Raw genomic sequence first — 25,343 nt, 5'->3', positions numbered from 1 at the left:
GGCGCCCGCGGATCCTCCGCGCGTGCCGGCCGCGGCCGTACGTCCCTCGGGCCGTGGTCCGGCCGGGCCGGTCAGCCCCAGCCCCGCGAGTCCTGCTTGAGGGCGGTGTCGACGGTCAGCGCCGTCGCCACGACCAGGCTCAGCAGCGGCTCGGGCAGCTGGTAGTGGATCTGCAGGACGTAGTTGTCCGCGGTCGTGAACAGCGTCTTGGCGAGGCCCTCCCAGGTCTTCGTGATCCGGGCGACCTCGTTGTCCGCGTGGTCGACGATGGCGAAGTTCCAGGCCCGCCAGTTCTCCGCCTTGATCGCGCCGACCTGCCGGCCGTTCGCGTTCATCGCGAAGTTGATCTTCCCGATCATGTTCTTCTGGACGATCTCGCCGACCGGCGAGCCGTCCGGGCGGGTCACGATGACCCGGGACTTGAAGAACTTCGCGGGCCGGGTCAGCACGAGCTGCGGCTGACCGTGGGCGTCGCGGATCTCCAGCTTGTGCGTCATGAACTGGTCGAGGCTGGAGACGAAGCGCAGGATCTTCTTCAGCGCGCTCTGACCGACCTCCGTGACCGCGCCGATCTCACGGCCGCTCTGGTCCATGACCTTGTACTCGTTGGTCAGCTCGATCAGCTTGGCCTTCTGGTTCACCACCAGGACCGGCTCGGTGAAGAGAGTGCCGCCGCCGGGACCACCGGCCGCGACGCCCGCCTGCTTCTGCACCTGGCGCTGCACCTTGGCGTCACCGGACTGCTGCTGCGGGATGTGGGCGGCCGGCTGCTGGGGAGCGACCGGCGGAGCCTGACCGGCGCCCTGCTGCGCCGGGTTGGTGTGCTCGGTCCACTGGGCGCCGTCCCAGTAGCGCAGCGTCTGGGCCGCCCCGTGCGGATCGGGGTACCAGCCTGCAGGAGTGTTCGATTGCGTGGTCACCGGGGCACACTACCCTGGTGTGACCGGTACCTGACCAGTCCGCCCGGAGCGGTGTTCATCGCCCGTTCACTCCGTGATGATGGCCGGGTCGCTGACCCCGGGCCGCCCGTTCTCCACGTGGCCGGCGAAGCCGCGGAGGAACGCCGGGTCCGCGTCCGCGGTGACCGTGAGGTCGTACCAGCGCCGGCTGGCAGCGAGCCGCACGGTCCGCCGCACGGTGGCCCCGGCCCGCACCGTCACCGCGACCGGGTCGCCGCCGTAGCCGTTGACGAGCTTCAGCCGCGCCGTGCCCGAGCCCTGGTTGGTGAAGGCGAGTTCCACGTCGTCGCCGGTGTGCCGGGCCGTGACCTCCGGTCCGGCGGTGGCGTTGCGGCCCCTGAACACGCGCAGGAAGCCGTTCGGACCGTGCACGGCGAGGTCGTAGGAGCCGCCCGAGTAGGCCGAGTTCCAGGTGTCGGAGAGGGTCTTGCCCGCCTCGGTGGTGTACGTCCAGGGGCCGTCGCCGCGGTTGCCCGAGGTGACGAGGAACGCGGCTCCCGCGTGCGCGCCGGAGGCGAAGGCGAGGGTGAACCTGCCCGACGCCGGGTCCGCCGAACCGTCCACCGCCGGTGCGTACTTCAGCGGCCGGGTGGGGCGGCTGCCGCGCTCCTGCCGGGGCAGCGCGGGCACGGCGGGCGGGGTGGGCACGTAGTCCGGGTGGCGGGCGTGGTCCGGCGGCCGGTAGCCGGCCGTGGAGGGCAGCGCCACCGGCGCGGTGTCCTTGCGGGAGAAGTCGAAGGCCGAGGTCAGGTCCCCGCACACGGCCCGGCGCCAGGGCGAGATGTTCGGCTCCTGGACGCCGAAGCGGTTCTCGATGAACCGGATGATCGAGGTGTGGTCGAGGGTCTCGGAGCAGACGTAGCCGCCCTTGCTCCACGGGGAGACCACCAGCATCGGCACCCGCTGGCCGAGTCCGTAGGGGCCGGCGGCGTGGCCGGCGTCGCCCTTGAACAGGTCGGGCGCGGGGTCCACGGTCGACCGGCCCCGGTCGGCGGAGGCCGGCGGGAAGGGCGGGATCACGTGGTCGAAGAAGCCGTCGTTCTCGTCGTAGGTGATGAACAGCGCCGTCCTCGCCCACACCTCCGGGTCGGAGGTCAGCGCGTCCAGCACCTGGGAGACGTACCAGGCGCCGTAGTTCGCGGGCCAGTTGGGGTGCTCGGTGAAGGCCTCTGGGGCGACGATCCAGGAGACCTGCGGCAGCTTCCCGGAGGTGACGTCGGCGCGGAGCCGGTCGAAGAAGCCCTCGCCCTTGCGGGCGTCGGTGCCGGTGCGGGCCTTCTCGTACAGCGGGCTGCCGGGCTCGGCGTTGCGGTACTGGTCGAAGTAGAGCAGCGAGTTGTCGCCGTAGTTGCCGCGGTAGGCGTCGTCGATCCAGCCCCAGCCGCCGTGCGCGTCGAGTCCGTCGCCGACGTCCTGGTAGATCCGCCAGGAGACCCCGGCCTTCTCCAGGCGCTCGGGGTACGTGGTCCAGCCGTAGCCCGCCTCGTCGTTGCCGAGGACCGGGCCGCCGCCCTTGCCGTCGTTGCCCGTGTACCCCGTCCACATGTAGTAGCGGTTGGGGTCGGTGGAACCGATGAACGAGCAGTGGTAGGCGTCGCAGACGGTGAAGGCGTCGGCCAGCGCGTAGTGGAAGGGGATGTCGTCGCGCGTCAGGTACGCCATCGTCGTCGGTGACTTGGCGGGCACCCACATGTCGTACCGGCCGCCGGCGAACGCGGTGTGGCCGTCGTTCCAGCCGTGCGGGAGGTCCTGGATGAACGCGAGGCCCAGGTCGTCGGCGTCCGGGTGGAAGGGGAGGATGTCCTTCGTGCCGTCGGACTGCTTCCAGACGGACCTGCCGTTCTGGGTGACCGGGCGGGGGTCGCCGAAGCCCCGGACCCCCCTCAGCTTGCCGAAGTAGTGGTCGAACGAGCGGTTCTCCTGCATCAGCACGACGATGTGCTCGACGTCCTTGACCGAACCCGTGCGGTGGTGGGCGGGCAGCGCGGCCGCCCGCTGGATGCTGCCGGACAGCGCGGTGAACGCCGTCGTGGCGCCCGCGAGTTGGAGGAAGCGGCGCCGGTTGACCTCGGACATGGGTGGGGGCCCTCTCATCCTGACGTGGGTGCTGCTGCCGTCAGATGACGGAATCTGCGCGAAGTGAGTGTTCCAAGAGCAGCAAACGTCAGGGAAGTATCTGGTGGCACCCATGTGAAACCCGGCGGTCCGGTGGGGGCCTCCGGCCGCGGTGGGCGGCCGGAGGCCCCGGGGACCGTGCCGGAGGGGCTGCCGGGCCCCTGGCGGGGGTCAGCCCGCCAGGTACGCCTCCACCTCGCTGAACTGCCCGGCGGGCCAGCCCGTGTTGGCGCTGACGGCGAGCCGGAGGTAGCGCAGGTTCGTGCCGCCCGGCAGGGAGACGGTGACGGTGTTGCCCGTCGCCGGGTCGAAGCGGTAGCCCTGCGCGCCGACGACCGTGGAGTAGGCCGAGCCGTCGGCGCTGCCGAGCACCGTGACGGTCTGGGTGCGGGCGCCCCAGGCGGCGGACGGGGGCAGCTTCAGCACCACACGGCGCACCGCGTAGGAGGAGCCGAGGTCGACCGTCAGGGCCTGCGGGAAGGCGTTGTTGGCCGATTCCCAGTAGGTGCCCGCGTCCCCGTCGACCGCCTTGCCGGGCGTGTAGACGTCCTGCGAGCCGGTCGCGGTGGCCGGGCGCCCCTTGGCGAGGTTGCGGCCGGGGTCGGGGGCGGGGTTGCCCTGGCCGGGCTGGGGCCAGGTGGAGCAGTCCGCCCAGGTGCTCGACCAGCCGGAGTTGCCGCCGCCGTCGGTGAGGGTGAAGGCGCCGGAGTTCGCCGGGTAGGGGCAGTTGTAGACGCCGGCGGACCCGACCTGGGTGGCGGTGACGTCGCGGAAGACGGCGGCGCCCGGTGTCTCGGCCTGGACCACGACCGTGCCGGTGTTCCGCACGGTCGCGCCGGTCACGTCGACGCCCCGCACCGGACGGCCCTGGCCGCCGCCGGAGACGAACTCGAAGGCGCTGTACGGGCTGTCGGTGATCGTGGTGTCGGTGATGTTCACCTTCGCGTCGATCGCGCTGTCGTAGGAGTCGACCCGCAGCGCGCCCATCGGGTGGTTCCAGTTGGGGTTCAGCGCTCCGGTGCGCACCAGCGTGTTGCCGTCGACCGTGATGGTGCCGGCCAGCGGGGAGAAGGGGTCGAGGAACTTCTGGTTGGAGATCGCGATGCCGCTGCCCAGGGCGTTGGTGTCGGAGACCAGGTTGCCGCGCACCGTGATGTCGGTGCCGCCGTAGACGGCGATCCCGTTGGCGAGGTTGGGCTGCGAGATCGTGTTGTTCTCGAAGCTGGAGTCGGTGTCCGGGGCGTACAGCGACCACATGGCGAGCGCGTCGTCGCCCTGGTTGCGCAGGAAGTTGTTGCGGACCCGGACGCCCCTGGCGCTGCCGTTGAGGTTGAGGCCGTCGGCGGTGGTGTCGAGGACGCGGTTGTCCTCCACCACCAGGTTGTCGTTGTCGCCGGTCAGCCACAGCCCGACCTTGAGGTGCTGCAGCCACATGCCAGAAACGGACGAGCCCGGGCCGAGGGAGCCGTTGACGAAGTTGTCCGGGTTGGAGTCGACGCGCTCGGTGACCTCGCCGAGGACCGCGAAGTCCTTGATGTGGACCGCGCCCGAGGAGCTGGTCTGGTCGATGAAGCGGGACGTGTGCACGACCGAGTGCCAGCTGCCCGCGCCCTGCAGGGTGACGTTCTGCACCCCGTTGAGCGAGGAGGTGAGCCGGTAGTCCCCCGGCGGGATCCACACCACCCCGCCCCGGGCCGCCGCGATGGCGTCGCGGAAGGCCTGGGTGGAGTCGCCGCTCCCGCTGGGGTCGGCGCCCTTGGAGACCACGGACACCGAGCCGGCGGGCTGGGGCGCGGCGGCCGCGACCTGCTCGAAGTCGGCGACGTCCACGGTCACCTGGGTGCCGGCCGCCTCGAAGGCGATCCTGTCCCCGGCCTGGACGTCCCGGCCCAGCAGCATGCGGGCGTTGTCGTAGAAGTGGTGGGTCTTGGAACCCGCGATCCAGCCGGTGTCGATGTACGAGTACTTGGCGGTGACCGGCAGTGTCCGGGTGAGCCTGGTGCCGTTGACGTAGACGTTCAGCGCGCCCGACTGCCCGTCCGGGACGCTGTAGGCGACGTTCACCGCGTTGGCGGCGCGCGGCACGGTGAACTCCACGCGCTGCCCGGCGGCGAGCCGTACGGCCTGCCGGCCGGAGGCCTCCGAGGCGAGGGTGCCCTGGGTGTGGTCCGGGCCGATCTTCGTGCCGGTGGTACTCGCCGACTCCGCCTCGACGGAGGTGAAGGGGAGCGTGGCGCCGGAGGCGGCGTGCGCGGCGGGCGCCAGGGCGACGAGCGTGCCGGCGGCGAGGGCGACGACCGCCCCGATTGCTGGCATGCGCCTGACATGTGCGGCAGTGGTGCGGTGCATGTGCCGGTCCCTTCGTGGTGGGGGTCGGGGGACAGCAGGAAGGTGCGCCTGCGGGGCGCCGCACACTCAAGCACCGACGACATTCGCACACAAGATGTCGCGCGGAATCTGTAATTTTTCGACAGTCGATCGGATACGAGAAACAGCAGGGTGACGCGGGTGCGAGCAGGTCGACTTTCCCCGTACGAGGTCGTAACAAGAGCGCAAGCCACGCAAAAGATTTGCGTGGCTTGCGTGCGAGGTGCCTCGCGCTCGGCGGGGTCGAGGAGGCGGGGGCTTCCCGGCCCGGTCCCGTCGGCGACCTGAACGCCGACGGAACCGGGTCAGTCCAGGGGGGCCGGAACGACCGTCAGATGTGTGCCGGCGCCGTGCGCACGGCGCTGACGGCGGGCCGCGGCGGCCGGGCGCTGGGCGTCGCGCAGCACCATCGTCAGCCGGGTACAGCCGATCTCCTCGAGGGTGCGCGGCGTCTCGTCGACGATCCGGCACTCGGTGGGACCCCGGCGCGGGTCGGGGTGGTGCAGCAGGCGCACGGCGCCGTCGAGCCGGGTCGCGGCCTCGCCGACGGCGCGGATCCAGTGCGGCAGACCCTGCCGGTAGGCGGCCTCCATGATCGGGTCCTGCCCGATGTCCCGCCGGATGGCCTGGAGTTCGTGGTCGTGGCCCGAGCGGTCCATCGCGGACCTCAGATGAGCCAGCATCGGCAGGCACCAGCCCTGCTCGTGCTCACCGAGGATGCCGCCGGCGTCGGGGTGGAAGAGCACGAAGCGCAGGAAGTTGTCCCCGGGCATGGCGGTCGGATGGGGGCGCACACCGGCGAACAGGTTCCCGAAGGCGCCGTTGGCCAGGAGGACGTTCCAGCGGTGGTCGACGACCAGGGACGGGAAGGGGACGGCCTCCACCAGCGCGGCGTAGTCCTGGAGGTACGCCTGGACATCGCAGCCGTCGGGGACGGGCCGCGGCGCCGGCCACTGCCCTCCTGCCTGATGTGCCATCGGGAGGTCACCCCTCTTGCCCGTGCCGGCCTTCGCGCGGCGACTGCGATCCTGCTGCCCGGACAAGAGCCGTGTCAACTATCGTGGCATTTAGCGCCGGTTGACGGCTGGAATTCGCCACAGTTGTGGCGAGACCTGGATGCGGGTTCGAAGCACCCGCTACTCTCCGGGAAGTTCACGACACCCGCTTGCGATGAGCACGGAACGTACCTGAGGCCTTCGAGAGACGTAGGAGTTCTGTCGGTGACGGATGGCTACGAGGATCCGGGCGCCATCGAGACCGCACAGCTGTCGGCCGTCGCCGCCCGCGTCACCGCGCTCGCCGACCGGCTCGGCGTGCCGCACACCGAGGTCTTCGACGTGGGGCGGCTCTCCGTCGCGTGCGGTGTTCCGGAGCCGGTGGTCAAGGCACTGCTCAGCGGCCGCCCGGCGGGCGAACCCGACGTCCAGGCTCGCTTCCTGCAGCGGCTGGACCTGTTGCGCCGCACCCGGCTCAAGCCGAACGGCCGCAAGTACACCCAGCAGGAGATCGCGGACGGCGCGGGCATGTCCCGGCAGCAGGCGGGCGCCCTGATCAACGGCGACCGGCGGCCCACCATGGAGCACTGCGACGCGCTCCAGCGGTTCTTCCGGGTGCACGCGGGCTTCCTCACCGCGGAGGACGCCGAGGCGCTGGCGGGCGCCCTGCAGCGCACCGAGCAGGAGCTGCTGCAGAAGCTCGCCGACCGGGAACGGGCCGCCGCCGAGCCGGCGGCGGACCCGCTGGAACGGCTGCTGCAGGACCACGGGGTACGCGGGATCGCCTGGCGGGCCGCGCAACTGCCCACCGACCAGCACCGGGACAAGGTCGCCGAGTGGCTCGACATGCTGCTGGAGAGCGTGCAGCGGCCCGAGGCGTAGCCGTCCCGCGTCGGTCCGGGGCCCCGCACGGACGCGGGCGACCCGTCGGGTCCGTACGCCGTCCGCCGGGTCGGCACGCCGGTCCCGTACGCCGTCCGCCCCGCCCGTACGCCGGACCCGTACGCCAGCATCGCGCCCGTACGCCGGTCCCGTACGCCGTCACCCGCGACCCGGCCGGCCGCCAAGTTCCCTGTCCGCGGGGGCGTCGCGTCCGCTGAGTGGGCGAACCCCGGCCTGCTCACGCGGCGTTGTCAGTGGGGGGCGGCAAGCTGGAGTCGTGCGCCGTACGACACGGCGCACGGCGCCGCAGCGCGCGTGATCCGTGACGCCGAACCGGGGAGAGCCGACCGATGACCACCGCCGTACTGACCGACCGTGAGCGCACCGCCGTCCAGGCCTATCTGCGGCTGCTGCACACCGTGCGCGCGGCCTTCGACGGGCCGCCGGACGGGCCCCGGCCCGTCCTGGTGCCGCCCGCCGTGCTCGCCGAGGCGGACGGGGCGCTGGCGCGGGCCGGCCTCGCGGGCAACGAGGAGGAGTTCTTCGGGCTGCTGTCCCACTGGTGCCCGCAGGAGTGAGGCCGGTCCCGGGTGGCCGTCCCGCTCAGTGCGGGACGGCCACCGCCGACAGCACGAGGCCGTCCCGGACGAGCCAGCTCCCCTCGAAGGCGTCCACGCGGACGCCGCCGACCAGTGGTCCGGGGACGAGCAGCCGGGCGTGGAAGCGGCCGCGCGCGCTCTCGCCGGGCGCGTGGGTGAGTTCGATGTCGGCCTCGGAGAAGTCGAGCCAGGCGCGGGCGAGGGGGAACCACGCCTTGTAGACGGACTCCTTGGCGCTGAACAGCAGCCGGTCCCAGTGCACGGCGGGCCGGCCGGCGGACAGCGCGCGGTGCCGGTTCCGCTCGGCGGGGAGCGCGATGGTGTCGAAGACGCCGTCCGGCAGCGGTGCGTGCGGCTCGGCGTCGATGCCGAGCGACGCCAGGTCGGCGGCGCGCACGAGCGCGGCGGCGCGGTAGCCGTCGCAGTGGGTCATGCTGCCGGCCAGCCCGTCCGGCCACACGGGGGCGCCGCGCTCGCCGGTCAGGACGGGCTGCGGCGGCACCCCGAGCTTCTCCATGGCCCGCCGGGCGCAGACCCGCGCCGCCGTGAACTCCCGGCGGCGCTTGCTCACCGCCCGCGCGACGAGCGGGCGCTCCTGCGGGTACAGCAGGGTCTCGTCGGTGTCCTGGTCACCGTGCGACTCCGCGGCCACCACCGACTCCGGGAGCAGCTCCTCGATCACCGGGTCCGACCTCCATCGGCAGTATGCGGCGCGGCTGCCCCGGGGGCTCCGGGCGCTTGCGCCATTCGCGGGGGTATCCCACGGACACCTCTTCGAAGCGGACCCCTTCGTGCCAGGTGGTCCGCGGGATGTGCAGGTGGCCGTAGACCATCGTCTCGACCCGGAACCGGCGGTGCCAGTCGGCGGTGAGGGTGGTGCCGCACCACATGGCGAACTCCGGGTACCACAGCACGTCCGTCGGGTGCCGGTCGAGCGGGTAGTGCCCGGCCAGGACGGTCGGCAGGTCCTCGGGCAGCTCGGCGAGCCTGCGCTCGGTCTCGGCGACGCGGGCGCGGCACCAGTCCTCGCGGGTCGGGTACGGGTCGGGGTGCAGCAGGTACTCGTCGTTGCAGACGACGCCGGTGCTGTGCGCGTAGGCCAGGCCGTCGGTCTTGGTGGCGCAGCCGTCCGGCAGGAAGGAGTAGTCGTACAGCAGGAACAGCGGGGCGACGGCGACCGGGCCGCCGGGGCCGCGCCACACCGGGTACGGGTCCTCGGGCGTGAGCACGCCCAGTTCCCGGCACACGGCGACGAGGTGCTCGTAGCGGGCGACGCCGCGCAGGGTGACGGCGTCCTTCGGGTGGGTCCACAGTTCGTGGTTGCCCGGCGCCCACAGGACCTTGGCGAAGCGGTCCGCGAGGGTGGCCAGCGCCCAGCGGACGTCCTCGACGGTCTCGGCGACGTCACCGGCCACGATGAGCCAGTCGTCGTCCGTGGTGGGGCGCATCCGCTCCACGAGCGCGCGGTTCTCCGGATACGAGATGTGCAGGTCGCTGATGGCCAGCAGCTGTCCGGCCCCGGCCGTCGACTCCACCCCGTGCCCCTTCCGATCATGCCGTGGGCACCACCAGAACACATCCACGGGGCACGGGCAAGGGGATCTTCGGCCAGCGCCCGTCCGCGCGGGCCGGGGAATCCGTAACCTGCGCGTTGCACGCGCGAGCGTTTGAAAGCCGTATGATCGCCCCGACATCGACGCCCCTAACTCCCCCTTCGACAGGGCCGTTTGGTGTCCCTTCCTCCCTCCTGCCCGGGCACGGGCCGCTGCGTCCTGCCCGGAAACCCCGAAAGGCGGCCTGCATGGCCTCTCGCGTACGCGTCTGGCTCAACCGCACGTACGCGGAGAACGTCTTCTTCATGGACCAGCTGCGGAGGAATCCCAGCGACCGGGCGGTCGAGATCCACGCCACGCACGGTGACGCCGACTCCCCCGTGCTGGCCGCCGCCGACACCGCCGAGCTGGAGCCGGCCGGCCTGTCGCCGGCCGCGTACGTGGAGTACGCCCTCGACCAGTGCGTCCGGCGCGGGATCGACGTGTTCGTGCCCCGGCTGCACCAGGCGGCGATCGTGGCGCACCGCGCGGAGTTCCGGGCGGCCGGAACCGCGCTGCTGGCGCCGACGCCCGAGGCGGTGGCCGTGTTCGAGGACAAGGCGACCGCCTACGAGGCCGCGCGTGCGGTCGGCGTGCCGGTGCCGCCCTGGTGGCGGGTGCGCACGGCGGACGAACTCGTCGCCGCCGTGGAGGAGCTGGAGGCGGCGGGAGAGCGGGCCTGCTTCAAGCCGGCGTCCGGGGCGGGCGGGGTCGGTTTCCGGATGATCACGCGCGCGCCCTTCTCGCTCACGCAGCTGAGCGGGTTCCCCGGGCCGTACGTCCAGCTCGACCTGGTGGTCGAGGCGCTGCGGCAGGCCGAGGAGCCGGTGGACTGGCTGGTGATGCCGCGGCTGGAGCAGCCGGAGGTGTCGGTGGACTGCCTGACCGGGCCGGACAACCGGGTCCGGCTGGCGGTGGGCCGCACCAAGAACGGCCGCCGCCGGGGCTTCACGCTGCGCGAGCGGTGGCTGGGGCCGGCCCGGATGCTCGCGGAGGGCTTCGGGCTGCACTACCTGTCCAACATCCAGTTCCGGATGCACGGGGACCGCCCGGTGCTGATGGACGTCAACACCCGGCCGGCCGGCGGGCTGCACCAGCTCTCGCTCTGCGGGGTCAACGCGCCGTGGGCGGCCGTGCGGTTGGCGCTGGGCGACGACCCCGGCGTGATCGAGCCCCCGTTCCTGGGCCAGGACTACACGGTGGTGTCGGCGCCGCGCACGCTGCGGCCGGTGTCCGTGCCCCAGCAGCGGACCCCGGAGACTCCGCTCCCCGCGGTCCCGGCGCCCGCCGACGGAGCCGCCCGGGAGGCCGGCGCCCCCGCCGCCGCGCCCGCGTGACGCACTCCTCGGCACCGGTCCGGACCAATCCGCACCCGTCCTATTGACACCGCGATTGGTCCATACCAACTTGTTCAGCGCACCTTCCGCATTCCCCTGCACTCCCGAACACCCCCATCCCCACAGGGAGATCGCGTGCGCCACACACTCGGGCGTCCCAGACGCCGGCTCCTCGCCCTGCTCGGCTCCGCCGCCCTGGCCCTCGGCGGGGCCGTCGCCCTTCCGGGCACCGCACAGGCGGCCAACGTCCTCACCAACCCCGGCTTCGAGTCGGGCGGCCTGTCCCCCTGGACCTGTACCGGCAACCTCGGCTCGGTCGTCTCCTCCCCCGTGCACAGCGGCGCCAAGGCGCTGCAGGGGGCGGTGAGTTCGAGCGACAACGCGCAGTGCAGCCAGACGGTCGCGGTCAAGCCGAACACCGCGTACACCCTCAGCGGCTGGGTCCGGGGTTCGTACGTGTATCTCGGCGTCGACGGCGGCGCCTCCACGTGGACCACCTCCCCGTCCGCGTACAGCCAGCTCAGCGTCTCCTTCACCACCGGCGCCTCGCAGACCAGCGCCACCATCTACGTGCACGGCTGGTACGCGCAGGGCTCGTACTACGCCGACGACGTCCAGCTCGACGGCCCGGGCGGCACCGGCGGCGGGGACACCCAGGCGCCGACCGCGCCGGGCGGGCTCACCTCGACCGGCAAGTCCTCCTCGAGCGTGTCGCTGAAGTGGAACGCCGCCTCGGACAACGTGGGCGTGACGGCGTACGACGTCTACGCCGGATCGAGCCAGGTGCTCAGCGTCTCCGGAACCTCCGCCACGGTGGCCGGGCTGTCCCCGAGCACGTCGTACACCTTCACCGTGAAGGCGCGGGACGCGGCCGGGAACGTCTCGCCGGCCTCCAACTCGGTGTCGGTCACGACGGACGCAGGGACCGGCGGCGGCACCGGCTTCAAGCAGGCGGCCCCCTATCTGTACGAGGGCTGGGGCGACCCGCCGAACCCGGCCACGGTGATGAGCGCGACCGGGGTCAAGTGGTTCACCATGGCGTTCGTGCTGGACTCGGGCGGCTGCAACCCGGCCTGGGACGGCAGCCGGGCGCTGACCGGCGGCGTCGACCAGACCGCCATCAACCAGATCCGCTCGGCGGGCGGTGACATCGTCCCGTCGTTCGGCGGCTGGCAGGGCAGCAAGCTCGGCGCCAACTGCTCGTCGGCGAGCGCGCTCGCGGGGGCGCTGCAGAAGGTGATCGACGCCTACTCGCTGAAGGCGATCGACATGGACATCGAGAACACGGACGAGTTCGAGAACGAGGCCGTGCAGGCGCGGATCCTCACCGCGCTGAAGACGGTCAAGGCGAACAACCCCGGTCTGAAGACCATCGTCACCTTCGGCACCTCCACCACCGGCCCGACCTACTACGGCAACCGGCTCATCGAGCAGGCGCAGTCGCTGGGCGCCAACATCGACGTCTTCACGATCATGCCGTTCGACTTCGGCGGCGGCTCCGACATGTACGGCAACACCGTGAACGCGGCCGACGGGCTGAAGAACAAGCTCAAGTCGACGTTCGGCTGGGACGACGCGACCGCGTACTCGCACATCGGCATCTCCGGCATGAACGGCCTGTCGGACCAGCAGGAGAACACCACCCCGGCGATCTGGACCCAGATTCGCGACTGGGCCAACTCCCACCACATCGCGCGGCTCGCCTACTGGGCGGTCAACCGCGACCGGCCCTGCCCGGGCGGCGGCGTGGTGAGCAACTGCTCCGGCATCAGCCAGAGCAACTGGCAGTTCACCTCCATCACGGCCGGCTTCACCGGCTGAGCACGGCCCCCTGCACGGCCACTTCCCCCGGCTCCAGAGCCGGGGGACTTTCTTTCGTCCGGGGGTGTATCAGGGGGCGGTCCCGCGACTCTCCATAGCAGGAACAAGGGGGACACGGGGGAAGCACGGGGGAGGTCCCGACGGGGGAAGCACGGGGCCTGAACGGGGGTTCGGACCGGCCGGCCGCGGTCACGGGGAGCGGCCGGCCGGCCCGGAGAACCTTCGGCCGGCGTCTCCACGCCGGGTCCGCGGGGCGGGTCCGGTGGCCGGCCGCCGGCGCTACGCCAAGTACCCGAGCCCCGGGTGAACCGCCGTGTACCCCTCCACCAGGCGCCGGGCCACCTGGACCGAGTCGACCAGCGGATGCAGCGCGAAGGCCTTCACGGCCGTGGCGCGCGACCCCGACCCGGCGGCGGCGAGCACCTCGCGCTCGACCGCCTTGACCGCGCAGACCAGCCCGGTGGCATGGCCGGGCAGCGGGGCGGCCGCGACCGGATGGGCGCCGTTGGCGTCGACCAGGCAGGGCACCTCGACGACGGCGTCGTCGTCCAGGACGGACAGGGTGCCCCGGTTGCGGACGTTCAGGATCAGCGTGGTGCGCTCGTCCCGGGCGACGGCCCGCATCAGGGCGAGGGCCACCTTCTCGTAGCCGCCCGACAGGTCCTCCGCCTCGCGCTCACCCGCGCCCGCCGTCTCCCGGTTCTCCGCCATGTAGGTCGCCTCGCGTTCGGCGCGGGTCCGCTCCCAGGCGCCGAGGGCGGAGGCGTCCGTGCGGCGGGCCTCGTCGTAGAAGCGCGCCTGCTGCTCGCGCAGGAAGGCGCCGCGGGTCTGCTCCGCCTCCTGGTAGGCGCGCACGGCCTCGCGGTTGAAGTAGTAGTAGTGCAGGTACTCGTTGGGGATCGCGCCCAGCGACTGCAGCCAGTCGGCGCCGAAGAGCCTGCCCTCCTCGAAGGAGCCGATCAGTCCCGGGTCCGCGAGCAGGCGCGGCAGTTCGTCGCGGCCCTCCACGCGCAGTCCGCGCAGCCAGCCGAGGTGGTTGAGGCCGACGTAGTCGATCCAGGCGTCCTCGGGCCGCACCCCGAGCACCCGGGCCACCCGGCGGCCGAGGCCGACCGGCGAGTCGCAGATGCCGATCACGCGGTCGCCGAGGTGGCGGGACATGGCCTCGGTGACCAGCCCCGCCGGGTTGGTGAAGTTGATGACCCAGGCCTCGGGGGCCAGCCGGGCCACCCGCCGCGCGATGTCGACGGCGACCGGGACGGTCCGCAGGCCGTAGGCGATGCCGCCCGCGCCGACCGTCTCCTGGCCGAGGACCCCCTCGGCCAGGGCCACCCGCTCGTCGTCCGCCCGCCCCTGGAGCCCGCCGACTCGGATAGCGGAGAAGACGAAGTCGGCGCCGCGCAGGGCCTCGTCGAGGTCGGTGGTGGTGGTCACGCGCGGGGCGTCGGCGACGTCCGCCGCCTGCTCGGCCAGCACCCGGGCGACCGCGTGCAGCCGCCTGTCGTCCACATCGTGCAGCACGACCTCGGTGACCCGGCCCGCACCGCGGTCGGCCAGCAGCGCCCCGTACACCAGCGGGACCCGGAAGCCGCCGCCGCCCAGAATCGTCAGTCTCACGCCTGCACCTTCGCACATCGGCGCGGGCGAAGGGACGGCCCCCGTGTCGCGGGCCGGGACCGGCCGAACGTGCGGGCCGGTGCGCCGTGCCCGCCGCCGGGCCCCGCCACGGCGGCGCGGTCTGCTCCGGTACGGGTGGCTTCATGGGGTGAACTCCCGCGCCTGCAAAGGACTTTCTCTGCTTTAACTCTTGACGACCGGGGGCGTGGGGAGCACATTTGGCGACGCCCTGAGAGCGCTCTCAACACAGAGTGGGAGCGCTTCCAAGGTCTCCCCGCACACCACATCCGTACCCGAGAGGCTCTCCCCCATGAGCGATTCCTCCGGCAGGTCCAGACCTCGGCTGTTCCGCCGCACGCTGGTCGCGGTCGCCGCGACCGTCGGTCTGGCCACGGCGGTCGCGACGGCCGCCACCGCCCCGGCGAGCGCGTCCGCCCCCACCCCGCCGTCCGGCTGGACCCAGGTGTTCCTCGACGACTTCAACGGCTCGGCCGGCTCCGGCGTCAACACCTCCAACTGGCAGTACGACACCGGGACCTCGTACCCCGGCGGCGCCGCCAACTGGGGCACCGGCGAGGTCGAGACGATGACGTCCAGCACCAGCAACGTGGCGCTGGACGGCAGCGGCAACCTGCTCATCACCCCGCGCCGGGACGCCTCCGGCCACTGGACCTCGGGCCGCATCGAGACCACGCGCACCGACTTCCAGCCCCCGGCGGGCGGCAAGCTGCGGGTGCAGGCCCGCATCCAGATGCCCGACGTCACCGGCGCCGCCGCCAAGGGCTACTGGCCGGCATTCTGGATGCTCGGCTCGCCGTTCCGCGGCAACTACCAGAACTGGCCCGCCGTAGGCGAGCTGGACATCATGGAGAACGTCCAGGGCCTGAACACCGACTGGTCGACGATGCACTGCGGCACCAATCCGGGCGGCCCCTGCAACGAGACCTCCGGCATCGGCAACTCCACGTCCTGCACCGGCAGCACCTGTCAGGCCGGCTTCCACACCTACGCGATGGAGTGGGACCGCTCGACCAGCCCCGAGGAGATCCGCTTCTACCTCGACGGCGTCAACTTCCACACCGTGAAGGCCAACCAGGTCGACGCGACCACCTGGGCCAACGCCACCAACCACGGCTACTTCGTCATCCTCAACGTGGCGATGGGCGGCGGCTTCCCGGGCGCCTTCGGCGGCGGACCCGACAGCGGCACCGAGCCGAACCACCCGATGACCGTGGACTACGTGCAGGTCCTGCAGTCCTCCGGCGGCGGTGGCGGCGGCACCACTCCCCCGCCCTCCGGCAACCGGGACGCCTACAGCGCCATCCAGGCCGAGTCCTACGACAGCCAGTCCGGCGTGATCCCCGAGTCCACCACCGACTCCGGCGGCGGACAGGACATCGGCTCCCTGGCGAACGGCGACTGGGCGCTGTACAAGGGCGTCAACTTCGGCTCCACGGCGGCCAGGCAGTTCTACGCCCGGGTGGCGAGCGGGGCCGCGTCCGGAGTGAGCGGACTGGTGGAGGTGCGGCTGGACAGCCGGAGCAGCGCCCCGATCGGCAGCTTCGCGCTGGCCAACACCGGGGGCTGGCAGTCGTGGCGTACCGTCCCGGCGAACATCGGCGGGGTGACCGGCACGCACGACGTCTATCTGACCTTCACCAGCGGCCAGCCGGCCGACTTCGTGAACGTCAACTGGTTCGACTTCGGTCACTGACGAGGCGACCCCACGTCCCGGGCCCGTGACCGCTCGACGGTGACGGGCCCGGGCGCCGTCAGCCGGCCGCCGGCGCGGGGCGCTGACGCACCAGCCGCGCGAACCTCAACGCGACCTCGCGCCACACCGGGGCCGCGGCGGAATCGGCCCACCGGGCCGCCCGGAGCAGTTCGTCCCGGTCGACGCCGTACCGGGACAGGCGCTCCCGCGGCCAGCGCGCGATCTGCTCGGGGTCGGCCTCGGGGTGGAACTGCACGCCCCACGCCGAGCGGCCGAGCCGGAAGGCCTGGTGGGGGCAGCGCTCGCTGCGGGCCAGGGGGCGCGCCTCGGCCGGCAGCCGCACGATCGCGTCCACGTGGTTCTCGACCGCGGCGGGGCGCTCGGGCAGCCCGGCGAACAGCGGGTCCCCGGCCGCCGGCGGGAGCAGGGTCAGCACCGTGCTGCCGAACTCGGGCTCGCCGTGCTCCCCCTTCACCTCGCCGCCCGCCACCTGCGCCAGCATCTGTCCGCCGAGGCAGATCCCGAAGACCGGCACGTCGCGTTCCAGCGCCTGGCCCATCAGGGTCCGGGTCCGCGGCAGCCACGGGGCCCGGGTGTCGTCGTCGGGCAGGTAGCCGCCGCCGAGCACGATCAGCGCCTCGTGCTCCAGCCGGTCCGGCAGTTCCTGCCCGGTGTCCGCGCGGACCACGTCCAGGTCGACGCCGCCCTCGGCCAGCCAGCCGGCCCACCGGCCGGGCCCGCCGTTCGGACCGTTCTGCACCACCAGTGCCGTGGCCCGGCTCCTCATGTGCTCACCCTGCCTCCCGTGCGGCTCCCCCGCGCATCCTAGGCGGGCGCGTCCGGGCGCCGCCGCGTCGGACCCCCGGCACGAGCGGGGTCCGGGTCAGTGCAGTTCGGCCCGGAACGCGACCGGTGTGAAGCCGGTGTGGAGCTGGAAGAACTTGGAGAAGTTGGCCGCGTCGGGGAAGCCGACGGCGGCTCCGACGCGGCCGATGGGCAGGTCCGTGTGGGCGAGCAGGCGCTTGGCCTCCAGCACCACCCGCTTGTCGATGAACCCCTTCGGCGTCTCGCCGGTGGCCGCGCGGACCGCGCGGACGAGCGTGCGGCGGGAGTAACCGAGCGCGTCCGCGTAGGCGCTGACGCTGTGCTGGGTGGCGAAGCCCTTCTCGACCGCGTCGCGGAAGAGCGTGAAGGTGCTGTCCGCCGGACGTCTGGCCGCCTCGGCCGAACTGGCCGCGAGATGGGCGAGGCGCAGCAGGAACGCCGTGAGGTTGTGCCGCAGGACGGCCGTGTGCAGGCTGAGCGGCAGGGTCTCGGTGTCCTCGTACTCGCGGCGGAGCTGTTCGAGGGCCGCCCGCAGCGCGGAGAGCTGTTCCGGTCCGGGGCGCAGCAGCGGCGGCAGGTCGTAGCGGTACAGGCCGGTGGCCTCGACGGTGGCACGGGGCAGGAAGCCGGGCTGCATGGTCAGGACGGTTCCGCGGTACTCGCTGCCCTGGGCGAAGCGGTGGACCTGCCCGGGGCGGATCCACAGCAGGTCCCCGGCCTCGGCCCGGTACTCGGCGAAGTCGACCATGTGCCGCACGGGGCCGTCGGTGAAGAGCATGACCACGTGGAAGTCGATGCGGTGGACGCGGTGCAGGGGGGCGTCGGCGTGCCAGGTGCGGTCGCCCCCCATGGGGCCCACCTGCATGCCGACGCCCCCGACGGCCAGGTCGGCCGGGAAGGGGAAGGTCCTGATCGCGTCGCCGCCCATGCCATCGCCCCCGGCTCGGGGTCTTTCGTCCGTCATGTACTCCGTATGCCGTTCCGCTCGCGCGATCACTGTCCCAGATTCACCACAGGCTGACACACCCCGACCTTTCCTCGAAAAAGTCAGACTTTTAGATTTGAACGCGTACGGCCAGCACTTACCCGCGAAGCGAGGACTTCTTGAAGATGAGCACGCAGACACCCGCAGGCTTCGAGTGGACCGACCTCGACCGGCGCGCCGTGGACACCGCCCGCCTTCTCGCTGCGGATGCGGTGCAGAAGGTCGGCAACGGACACCCGGGCACCGCGATGAGCCTGGCCCCTGTCGCGTACACGATCTTTCAAAAGGTGATGCGTCATGACCCTGCCGACCCGGAGTGGACCGGCCGTGACCGCTTCGTCCTGTCCCCCGGCCACACCTCGCTGACCCTGTACACGCAGCTCTTCCTCGCCGGGTACGAGCTGGAGCTGGACGACCTGAAGGCGTTCCGCACGCACGGCTCCAAGACGCCCGGCCACCCGGAGTACGGCCACACCGCCGGCGTGGAGACCACGACCGGCCCGCTCGGCCAGGGCGTGGCCAACGCGGTGGGCATGGCGATGGCCGCCCGATACGAGCGCGGTCTGTTCGACCCGGACGCCCCGCAGGGCGAGTCCCCCTTCGACCACACGGTCTGGGCGATCGTCTCCGACGGCGACCTGGAGGAGGGCGTCTCCGCCGAGGCCTCCTCGCTCGCGGGCCACCAGAAGCTCGGCAACCTCGTCTTCGTCTACGACGACAACCACATCTCCATCGAGGGCGACACCGCCACCGCCTTCTCCGAGGACGTGCTGAAGCGGTACGAGGCCTACGGCTGGCACACCCAGCGCGTCGCGCCCACTGCGGACGGCGACGTCGACGTCTCCGCGCTGCACGCGGCGCTGGAGGCCGCGCGGGCCGAGACCGGTCGGCCCTCCATCATCGCCCTGCGCACGGTCATCGCCTGGCCGGCCCCGAACGCGCGGAACACCGAGGCCTCCCACGGCTCCGCGCTGGGCGAGGACGAGATCGCCGCCACCAAGCGGCTCCTCGGCTTCGACCCGGAGCGCACCTTCGAGGTCGCGGACGAGGTCCTGGACCACTCCCGGCGGGCCCTCGACCGGGGCGCCGAGGCGCACGCGGCCTGGGACAAGCGGATCGCCGAGTGGCGGACCGCGCATCCCGAGCGGGCCCGGCTCTTCGACCGGGTCAGCAAGGGCGAGCTGCCCGAGGGCTGGCAGGACGCCCTGCCGGTGTTCGAGGAGGGCAAGTCCGTCGCCACCCGCGCCGCCTCCGGCAAGGTGCTGCAGGCCCTGGGCCCGGTGCTGCCCGAGCTGTGGGGCGGTTCCGCCGACCTCGCCGGGTCGAACAACACCACCATCGACAAGAGCAGCTCCTTCCTGCCCGCCGGCAACCCGCTGCCCGAGGCCGACCCGTACGGCCGTACGGTCCACTTCGGCATCCGCGAGTTCTCGATGGCCGCGGAGATGAACGGCATCGCCCTGCACGGCAACACCCGCGTCTACGGCGGCACCTTCCTGGTGTTCTCCGACTACATGCGCAACGCCGTGCGGATGTCGGCGCTGATGCAGCTCCCGGTGACCTACATCTGGACGCACGACTCCATCGGCCTCGGCGAGGACGGCCCGACCCACCAGCCGGTCGAGCACCTGGCCTCGCTGCGCGCGATCCCGGGCCTGAACGTCGTCCGCCCGGCGGACGCCAACGAGACCGCGATCGCCTGGGCCGAGATCCTGAAGAGGCACGCCACCGCCCCTGCCCCGCACGGCCTCGCTCTCACCCGACAGGGCGTGCCCGCCTACGCGCCGAACGAGGACGCGGCCAAGGGCGGCTACGTGCTGCGCGAGTCGTCGACCGAGACCCCGGAGGTGATCATCATCGCGACCGGTTCCGAGGTGCAGCTCGCCGTCGCCGCGCGGGACCTGCTGGAGGCCGAGGGGGTCGGCACCCGGGTGGTGTCCATGCCGTCCGTGGAGTGGTTCGAGGAGCAGCCGCGCGCCTACCGGGAGCGGGTGCTGCCGCCGGCCGTGAAGGCCCGGGTCGCCGTGGAGGCCGGCATCGGCCTGACCTGGCACCGCTTCGTGGGCGACGCAGGTCGGATTGTCTCCCTCGAACACTTCGGCGCCTCCGCCGACGCGGCCACACTGTTCGCCGAGTTCGGCTTCACCCCCGAGAACGTCGCCGCCGCTGCCCGCGACTCGCTGGCCGCCACGCACGCCTGATACCGACGCGATAGGAAAGAAGATCACTGTGACCGAAGCAATCGCCACCCCGGGAGCCCTCAAGCGCCTCGCCGACGAGGGGGTGTCGGTCTGGCTGGACGACCTGTCGCGCAGCCGCATCACCTCGGGCGGCCTGGCCTCTCTCGTGGACGGCGGCGGCGTCGTCGGCGTCACCACCAACCCCTCGATCTTCCAGGCGGCCATAGGCTCCGGCGAGGGTTACGAGGAGCAGCTCACCGAGCTCGCGGTGCGGGGCGTGACGGTCGACGAGGCCGTGCGGATGATGACGACCGCCGACGTGCGCGCGGCCGCCGACGTCCTGCGGGACGTGTACACCCTCTCCGACGGCCGCGACGGCCGGGTCTCCATCGAGGTCGACCCGCGGCTCGCCCACCGCACCGAGGCCACGGTCGCCGAGGCCAAGCAGCTCGCCTGGCTGGTCGACCGCCCCAACGTGATGATCAAGATCCCGGCCACCCGGGCGGGCCTGCCGGCGATCACCGAGGTCATCGGCCTCGGCATCAGCGTCAACGTGACGCTGATCTTCTCGCTGGAGCGCTACCGCGAGGTCATGGACGCCTACCTGGCGGGCCTGGAGAACGCCAGGGAGCGCGGCCTGGACCTGTCGAAGATCCACTCGGTGGCGTCCTTCTTCGTCTCCCGCGTGGACAGCGAGATCGACAAGCGGCTGACCGCGCTGGGCACCGACGAGGCCCTCGCCCTCAAGGGCCGGGCGGCCCTCGCCAACGCGCGCCTGGCCTACGAGGCCTACGAGCAGGTCTTCGGCTCCGGGCGCTGGCAGGCGCTCGCCGGCGACCGGGCCAACAAGCAGCGTCCGCTGTGGGCCTCCACCGGCGTGAAGGACCCCGCCTACAAGGACACTCTGTACGTGGACGAGCTGGTCGCCCCCGGCACCGTCAACACCATGCCGGAGGCCACCCTGAAGGCCACCGCCGACCACGGCGAGATCACCGGCGACACGGTGACCGGCGGCTACGAGCAGGCCCGCGCGGACCTCGCGTCCGTCGAGCGGCTCGGCGTCTCCTACGACGAGGTCGTCCAGCAGCTCGAGGACGAGGGTGTCGCCAAGTTCGAGACGGCCTGGCAGGAGCTGCTGGACGCCGTCACCGAGTCGTTGAGGAACAAGGGAGTTGAGGCGTGATGACGACCGACGCCCAGCAGCCGGAGAAGCCGGCCGCGACCGGGGACGTGCGCGTCCCGGTCGGCCCGGCAGCCGACTGGGTGAACCCGCTGCGGGACGCCGACGACCGCCGGCTGCCCCGCATCGCGGGCCCCTCCGGTCTGGTCATCTTCGGCGTGACCGGTGACCTGTCCCGCAAGAAGCTGATGCCGGCCGTCTACGACCTGGCCAACCGCGGCCTGCTGCCGCCCGGCTTCTCCCTCGTCGGCTTCGCCCGCCGGGACTGGGAGGACCAGGACTTCGCGCAGGTCGTGCACGACGCGGTGCGCGAGCACTCGCGCACCCCGTTCCGGGAGGAGGTCTGGCAGCAGCTCTCCGAGGGCATGCGGTTCATCCCCGGCGACTTCGACGACGACACCGCGTTCAAGCAGCTCAAGGACGCCGTCGAGGAACTGGACGCCTCCCGGGGCACCGGCGGCAACTTCGCGTTCTACCTCTCGGTGCCGCCGAAGTTCTTCCCCAAGGTCGTGCAGCAGCTCAAGAAGCACGGCCTGGCCTCCCCGCCGCAGGGCGCCTGGCGGCGCGCGGTCATCGAGAAGCCGTTCGGCCACGACATCGCCAGCGCCCGCGACCTGAACGCGATCCTGCACGACGTGTTCGACCCGGACCAGGTGTTCCGGATCGACCACTACCTCGGCAAGGAGACCGTCCAGAACATCCTGGCGCTGCGCTTCGCCAACCAGATGTACGAGCCGATCTGGAACCGCAGTTACGTCGACCACGTGCAGATCACGATGGCCGAGGACATCGGCATCGGCGGCCGCGCCGGCTACTACGACGGCATCGGCGCCGCCCGTGACGTCATCCAGAACCACCTCCTGCAGCTCATGGCCCTCACCGCCATGGAGGAGCCCATCGCGTTCGACGCGGAGGCGCTGCTCACCGAGAAGCTGAAGGTGCTGAAGTCGGTGCGGCTGCCGGAGGACCTCGGCCGGCACACCGTGCGCGGCCAGTACGCGGCCGGCTGGCAGGGCGGCGAGAAGGTCGTCGGCTACCTCCAGGAGGAGGGCATCGACCCCAAGTCGAAGACCGACACCTTCGCCGCGATCAAGCTGGGCATCGACAACCGCCGCTGGGCGGGCGTCCCCTTCTACCTGCGCACCGGCAAGCGCCTCGGCCGCCGGGTCACCGAGATCGCGGTGGTCTTCCAGCGGGCCCCGCACTCCCCCTTCGACTCCACCGCCACCGAGGAACTGGGCCAGAACGCCATCGTGATCCGCGTCCAGCCGGACGAGGGCATGACGGTGCGGTTCGGGTCCAAGGTCCCGGGCACCTCGATGGAGATCCGGGACGTGTCCATGGACTTCGCCTACGGCGAGTCGTTCACGGAGTCCAGCCCGGAGGCGTACGAGCGGCTCATCCTTGACGTGCTGCTCGGCGACGCCAACCTGTTCCCCCGTCACCAGGAAGTGGAAGAGTCCTGGAAGATCCTCGACCCGATCGAGGAGTACTGGTCCCGGCACGGCAGGCCGGCCCAGTACCCGGCGGGTACCTGGGGGCCGGAAGAGGCAAACGAGATGCTCGCACGAGACGGACGGAGCTGGCGCAGGCCATGAAGATCGACCTGACCGACACCACGGCAAGCAAGATCAACAAGGCGCTGGTCCGGGGCCGCCGGGCCATCGGCACCCCGGCCGTGGGCATGGTCCTGACGATGGTCATCGTCACGGACGAGGAGAACGCCTACGACTCGCTCCGGGCCGCCGAGGAGGCCTCGCACGAGCACCCCTCGCGGACCCTGGTCGTCATCAAGCGCCACGCCCGCACCCTGCGCGACCGCACCGCCTCCCGGCTGGACGCCGAGGTCCGGGTCGGCTCCGAGGCCGGCACCGGCGAGACGGTGGTGCTGCGCACCTACGGCGAGGTGTCCGACCACGCCGACTCGGTGGTCCTGCCGCTGCTGCTGCCCGACGCCCCGGTCGTCGTGTGGTGGCCGGTGGACGCGCCCGACACCCCCGCCAAGGACCCGCTGGGCGCACTGGCCCAGCGCCGGATCACCGACCTGTACGCCGTCGAGCGCCCGCTGGAGGTCCTGGAGACCCGGGTCCGCAGCTACGCGCCCGGCGACACCGACCTCGCCTGGACCCGGCTCACGCCGTGGCGCTCGATGCTGGCGGCCGCGCTCGACCAGGCCCGGGTGAAGGTGACCTCCGCCGCCGTCGAGGCCGAGCGGGAGAACCCCAGCGCCGAACTCCTCTCGCGCTGGCTCGAGGCCCGGCTGAACGTGCCGGTGGACCGCGTGGTCACGGCGGGGCCGGTGGTCACCGCCGTCCGGCTCGGCACCGACAACGGCGAGATCGTCATCGACCGCCCCGAGGGGCCCCTGGCGACGCTGACCCTGCCGGGGCAGCCGCCGCGCACCCTCGCCCTCAAGGTCCGTCCGACCTCCGAACTCATCGCCGAGGAGCTGCGCCGCCTCGACGCCGACGAGATGTACGCCGTCGCCCTCAGCGGCGAGGCGACCAAGGAGCACGCCTGACATGTCCGACGCCCCGTCAGACCTTCCCGAGCTCACCCGCCGCCCCGAGTGGACGGCCCTCGAGGACCACCGGGCCGCGGGACGGCCGTCCCTGCGCGAGCTGTTCGCGGCGGACCCCGGCCGCGCCGAGCGCTACGTGGTCCGGGTCGGCGACCTGCACATCGACTACAGCAAGCACCTGATCACCGACGAGACCCTGGCCCTGCTGCAGGAACTCGCCGCCGCCACCGGCGTGTTCGAGCTGCGCGACGCCATGTTCCGCGGTGAGAGGATCAACATCACCGAGGACCGGGCGGTGCTGCACACCGCGCTGCGGGCCGCCCCGGACGCGGTGATCGAGGTCGACGGCGAGAACGTCGTGCCCCGGGTGCACGCCGTGCTGGACAAGATGGCGGGCTTCGCCGAGCGGGTCCGGTCCGGTGAGTGGACCGGCCACACCGGCAGGCGGATCCGCAACGTCGTCAACATCGGCATCGGCGGCTCCGACCTCGGGCCCGCCATGGCCTACGAGGCGCTGCGCGCCTACACGGCACGGGAGTTGACCTTCCGTTTCGTCTCCAACGTGGACGGCGCCGACCTGCACGAGGCGATCCGCGACCTGGACCCGGCGGAGACGCTGTTCATCGTCGCGTCCAAGACGTTCACCACGATCGAGACGATCACCAACGCGACCTCGGCCCGGTCCTGGCTGCTCGACGCCCTCGGCGACGAGAAGGCCGTCGCCCGGCACTTCGTCGCCCTGTCGACCAACGCCGAGAAGGTCACCGGGTTCGGCATCGACCCGGACAACATGTTCGAGTTCTGGGACTGGGTCGGCGGACGGTACTCGTACGACTCGGCGATCGGCCTGTCGCTGATGATCGCGATCGGCCCGGACCGGTTCCGCGAGATGCTCGACGGATTCCGTACCGTCGACGAGCACTTCCGCACCGCGCCCGCCGAGACCAACGTCCCGCTGCTGATGGGCCTGCTGGGCATCTGGTACGGCAACTTCCACGACGCGCAGACCCACGCGGTGCTGCCCTACAGCCACTACCTGTCGAAGTTCACCGCCTATCTCCAGCAGCTCGACATGGAGTCCAACGGCAAGTCGGTGCAGCACGACGGGAGCCCGGTGCGGTGGCAGACCGGACCGGTCGTCTGGGGCACGCCCGGCACCAACGGGCAGCACGCCTACTACCAGTTGATCCACCAGGGCACCAAGCTGATCCCGGCGGACTTCATCGGCTTCGCCCGCCCCGTCGACGAGCTGAGCGGTGAACTGGAAGCCCAGCACGACCTGCTGATGGCGAACTTCTTCGCCCAGACCCAGGCGCTCGCCTTCGGCAAGACCGCCGACGAGGTCCGCGCCGAGGGCGTGCCCGAGGAGCAGGTGCCGCACCGCACGTTCCACGGCGACCACCCGACCACGACGATCCTCGCCCCCGAGCTGACCCCGTCCGTGCTCGGCCAGCTCGTCGCCCTCTACGAGCACAAGGTCTTCGTGCAGGGCGCGGTGTGGAACATCGACTCCTTCGACCAGTGGGGCGTGGAGCTGGGCAAGGTCCTCGCCAAGCGCATCGAGCCCGCCCTGACCGAGGGCGCCGAGGTGCCCGGTCTGGACCCGTCCACCACGGCCCTCGTCGCCGCCTACCGTTCTCTCAGGAAGTGATCA

Annotated in this window: 19 protein-coding genes; 10 read left to right on the top strand and 9 right to left on the bottom strand. The window is 72.0% G+C overall.

The features are described 5' to 3' along the window. Positions 1–71 precede the first annotated feature (71 nt). From ACFYU0_RS15250 to ACFYU0_RS15235, 4 genes are all read right to left on the bottom strand, one after another. Entirely contained in the window at positions 72–920 is an 849-nt protein-coding gene (locus ACFYU0_RS15250) for a phospholipid scramblase-related protein (protein WP_351668174.1), read from the bottom strand. Positions 921–986: 66 nt separating this feature from the next. After that, the gene (locus ACFYU0_RS15245; RefSeq protein WP_389301153.1) at positions 987–3,035 is read right to left on the bottom strand and encodes a phosphocholine-specific phospholipase C; all 2,049 of its coding nucleotides are present in this window, start codon (positions 3,033–3,035) and stop codon (positions 987–989) included. Between the two features lie 210 nt (positions 3,036–3,245). Next, on the bottom strand, positions 3,246–5,390 hold the full coding sequence (locus ACFYU0_RS15240) for a discoidin domain-containing protein (protein ID WP_389301150.1): 2,145 nt from the start codon (positions 5,388–5,390) through the stop codon (positions 3,246–3,248). Positions 5,391–5,746: 356 nt separating this feature from the next. After that, positions 5,747–6,418: a hypothetical protein gene (locus tag ACFYU0_RS15235; protein WP_351668169.1), complete on the bottom strand. Its 672-nt coding sequence runs from the start codon at positions 6,416–6,418 to the stop codon at positions 5,747–5,749. Positions 6,419–6,661: 243 nt separating this feature from the next. On the opposite strand from ACFYU0_RS15235, the gene ACFYU0_RS15230 reads away from it, so the two are divergent. Both ACFYU0_RS15230 and ACFYU0_RS15225 read left to right on the top strand, forming a co-directional pair. After that, positions 6,662–7,318: a helix-turn-helix transcriptional regulator gene (locus ACFYU0_RS15230; RefSeq protein ID WP_351668168.1), complete on the top strand. Its 657-nt coding sequence runs from the start codon at positions 6,662–6,664 to the stop codon at positions 7,316–7,318. Positions 7,319–7,668: 350 nt separating this feature from the next. Next, positions 7,669–7,896: a hypothetical protein gene (locus ACFYU0_RS15225; protein ID WP_351668166.1), complete on the top strand. Its 228-nt coding sequence runs from the start codon at positions 7,669–7,671 to the stop codon at positions 7,894–7,896. A gap of 25 nt (positions 7,897–7,921) precedes the next feature. On the opposite strand, the gene ACFYU0_RS15220 is transcribed toward ACFYU0_RS15225, so the two are convergent. Further along, entirely contained in the window at positions 7,922–8,599 is a 678-nt protein-coding gene (locus tag ACFYU0_RS15220; RefSeq protein ID WP_389301146.1) for a 4'-phosphopantetheinyl transferase, read from the bottom strand. Beyond that, positions 8,547–9,452 carry a metallophosphoesterase gene (locus tag ACFYU0_RS15215; RefSeq protein WP_351668161.1) on the bottom strand — a complete coding sequence of 302 codons (906 nt, stop codon included), beginning with the start codon at positions 9,450–9,452 and terminating at the stop codon, positions 8,547–8,549. Before ACFYU0_RS15215 ends, ACFYU0_RS15220 begins: the two co-directional genes overlap by 53 nt. Positions 9,453–9,718: 266 nt before the next feature. Here ACFYU0_RS15215 and ACFYU0_RS15210 point away from each other — a divergent pair, with 266 nt between their 5' ends. Continuing rightward, a complete protein-coding gene (locus tag ACFYU0_RS15210; protein ID WP_351668159.1) occupies positions 9,719–10,846 on the top strand; it encodes an ATP-grasp domain-containing protein in 1,128 nt (375 codons plus the stop codon). A 135-nt stretch (positions 10,847–10,981) separates the two neighbouring features. Continuing rightward, the gene (locus ACFYU0_RS15205; RefSeq protein WP_351668157.1) at positions 10,982–12,667 is read left to right on the top strand and encodes a carbohydrate binding domain-containing protein; all 1,686 of its coding nucleotides are present in this window, start codon (positions 10,982–10,984) and stop codon (positions 12,665–12,667) included. A gap of 279 nt (positions 12,668–12,946) precedes the next feature. Here ACFYU0_RS15205 and ACFYU0_RS15200 read toward each other — a convergent pair whose 3' ends face one another. Then, positions 12,947–14,284, bottom strand: coding sequence for a 6-phospho-beta-glucosidase (locus tag ACFYU0_RS15200; RefSeq protein ID WP_389301141.1), 1,338 nt, complete (start codon positions 14,282–14,284; stop codon positions 12,947–12,949). A gap of 310 nt (positions 14,285–14,594) precedes the next feature. Here ACFYU0_RS15200 and ACFYU0_RS15195 point away from each other — a divergent pair, with 310 nt between their 5' ends. Next, the gene (locus tag ACFYU0_RS15195; protein WP_389301138.1) at positions 14,595–15,998 is read left to right on the top strand and encodes a glycoside hydrolase family 16 protein; all 1,404 of its coding nucleotides are present in this window, start codon (positions 14,595–14,597) and stop codon (positions 15,996–15,998) included. Between the two features lie 58 nt (positions 15,999–16,056). Here ACFYU0_RS15195 and ACFYU0_RS15190 read toward each other — a convergent pair whose 3' ends face one another. Further along, complete coding sequence (locus ACFYU0_RS15190; RefSeq protein ID WP_389301135.1) at positions 16,057–16,785, bottom strand: type 1 glutamine amidotransferase; 729 nt, start codon at positions 16,783–16,785, stop codon at positions 16,057–16,059. Positions 16,786–16,881: 96 nt separating this feature from the next. Next, complete coding sequence (locus ACFYU0_RS15185; RefSeq protein ID WP_389301132.1) at positions 16,882–17,787, bottom strand: helix-turn-helix domain-containing protein; 906 nt, start codon at positions 17,785–17,787, stop codon at positions 16,882–16,884. 146 nt (positions 17,788–17,933) lie between these two features. On the opposite strand from ACFYU0_RS15185, the gene tkt reads away from it, so the two are divergent. Genes tkt through pgi form a run of 5 tightly spaced genes read left to right on the top strand, consistent with a single transcriptional unit; the run spans position 17,934 to position 25,340 of the window. Then, entirely contained in the window at positions 17,934–20,009 is a 2,076-nt protein-coding gene (gene tkt / locus ACFYU0_RS15180) for a transketolase (RefSeq protein WP_389301129.1), read from the top strand. 28 nt (positions 20,010–20,037) lie between these two features. Then, complete coding sequence (tal, locus tag ACFYU0_RS15175) at positions 20,038–21,171, top strand: transaldolase (RefSeq protein ID WP_389301126.1); 1,134 nt, start codon at positions 20,038–20,040, stop codon at positions 21,169–21,171. Continuing rightward, positions 21,171–22,766, top strand: coding sequence for a glucose-6-phosphate dehydrogenase (zwf, locus tag ACFYU0_RS15170; protein WP_389301124.1), 1,596 nt, complete (start codon positions 21,171–21,173; stop codon positions 22,764–22,766). Before tal ends, zwf begins: the two co-directional genes overlap by 1 nt. Continuing rightward, positions 22,763–23,689: a glucose-6-phosphate dehydrogenase assembly protein OpcA gene (gene opcA, locus ACFYU0_RS15165; RefSeq protein ID WP_351668143.1), complete on the top strand. Its 927-nt coding sequence runs from the start codon at positions 22,763–22,765 to the stop codon at positions 23,687–23,689. Before zwf ends, opcA begins: the two co-directional genes overlap by 4 nt. Position 23,690: 1 nt before the next feature. Then, positions 23,691–25,340 (top strand): glucose-6-phosphate isomerase, encoded by a 1,650-nt coding sequence (gene pgi / locus ACFYU0_RS15160; RefSeq protein ID WP_389301121.1) that lies wholly within the window; start codon positions 23,691–23,693, stop codon positions 25,338–25,340. The last annotated feature ends 3 nt before the right edge of the window (positions 25,341–25,343 follow it).

The sequence above is a fragment of the Streptomyces sp. NPDC003720 genome, from assembly GCF_042875075.1.
Taxonomy (GTDB): domain Bacteria; phylum Actinomycetota; class Actinomycetes; order Streptomycetales; family Streptomycetaceae; genus Streptomyces.
The sequence above is the reverse complement of the archived record's forward strand: the minus strand, read 5'-3'. Positions and strand labels throughout refer to the sequence as shown.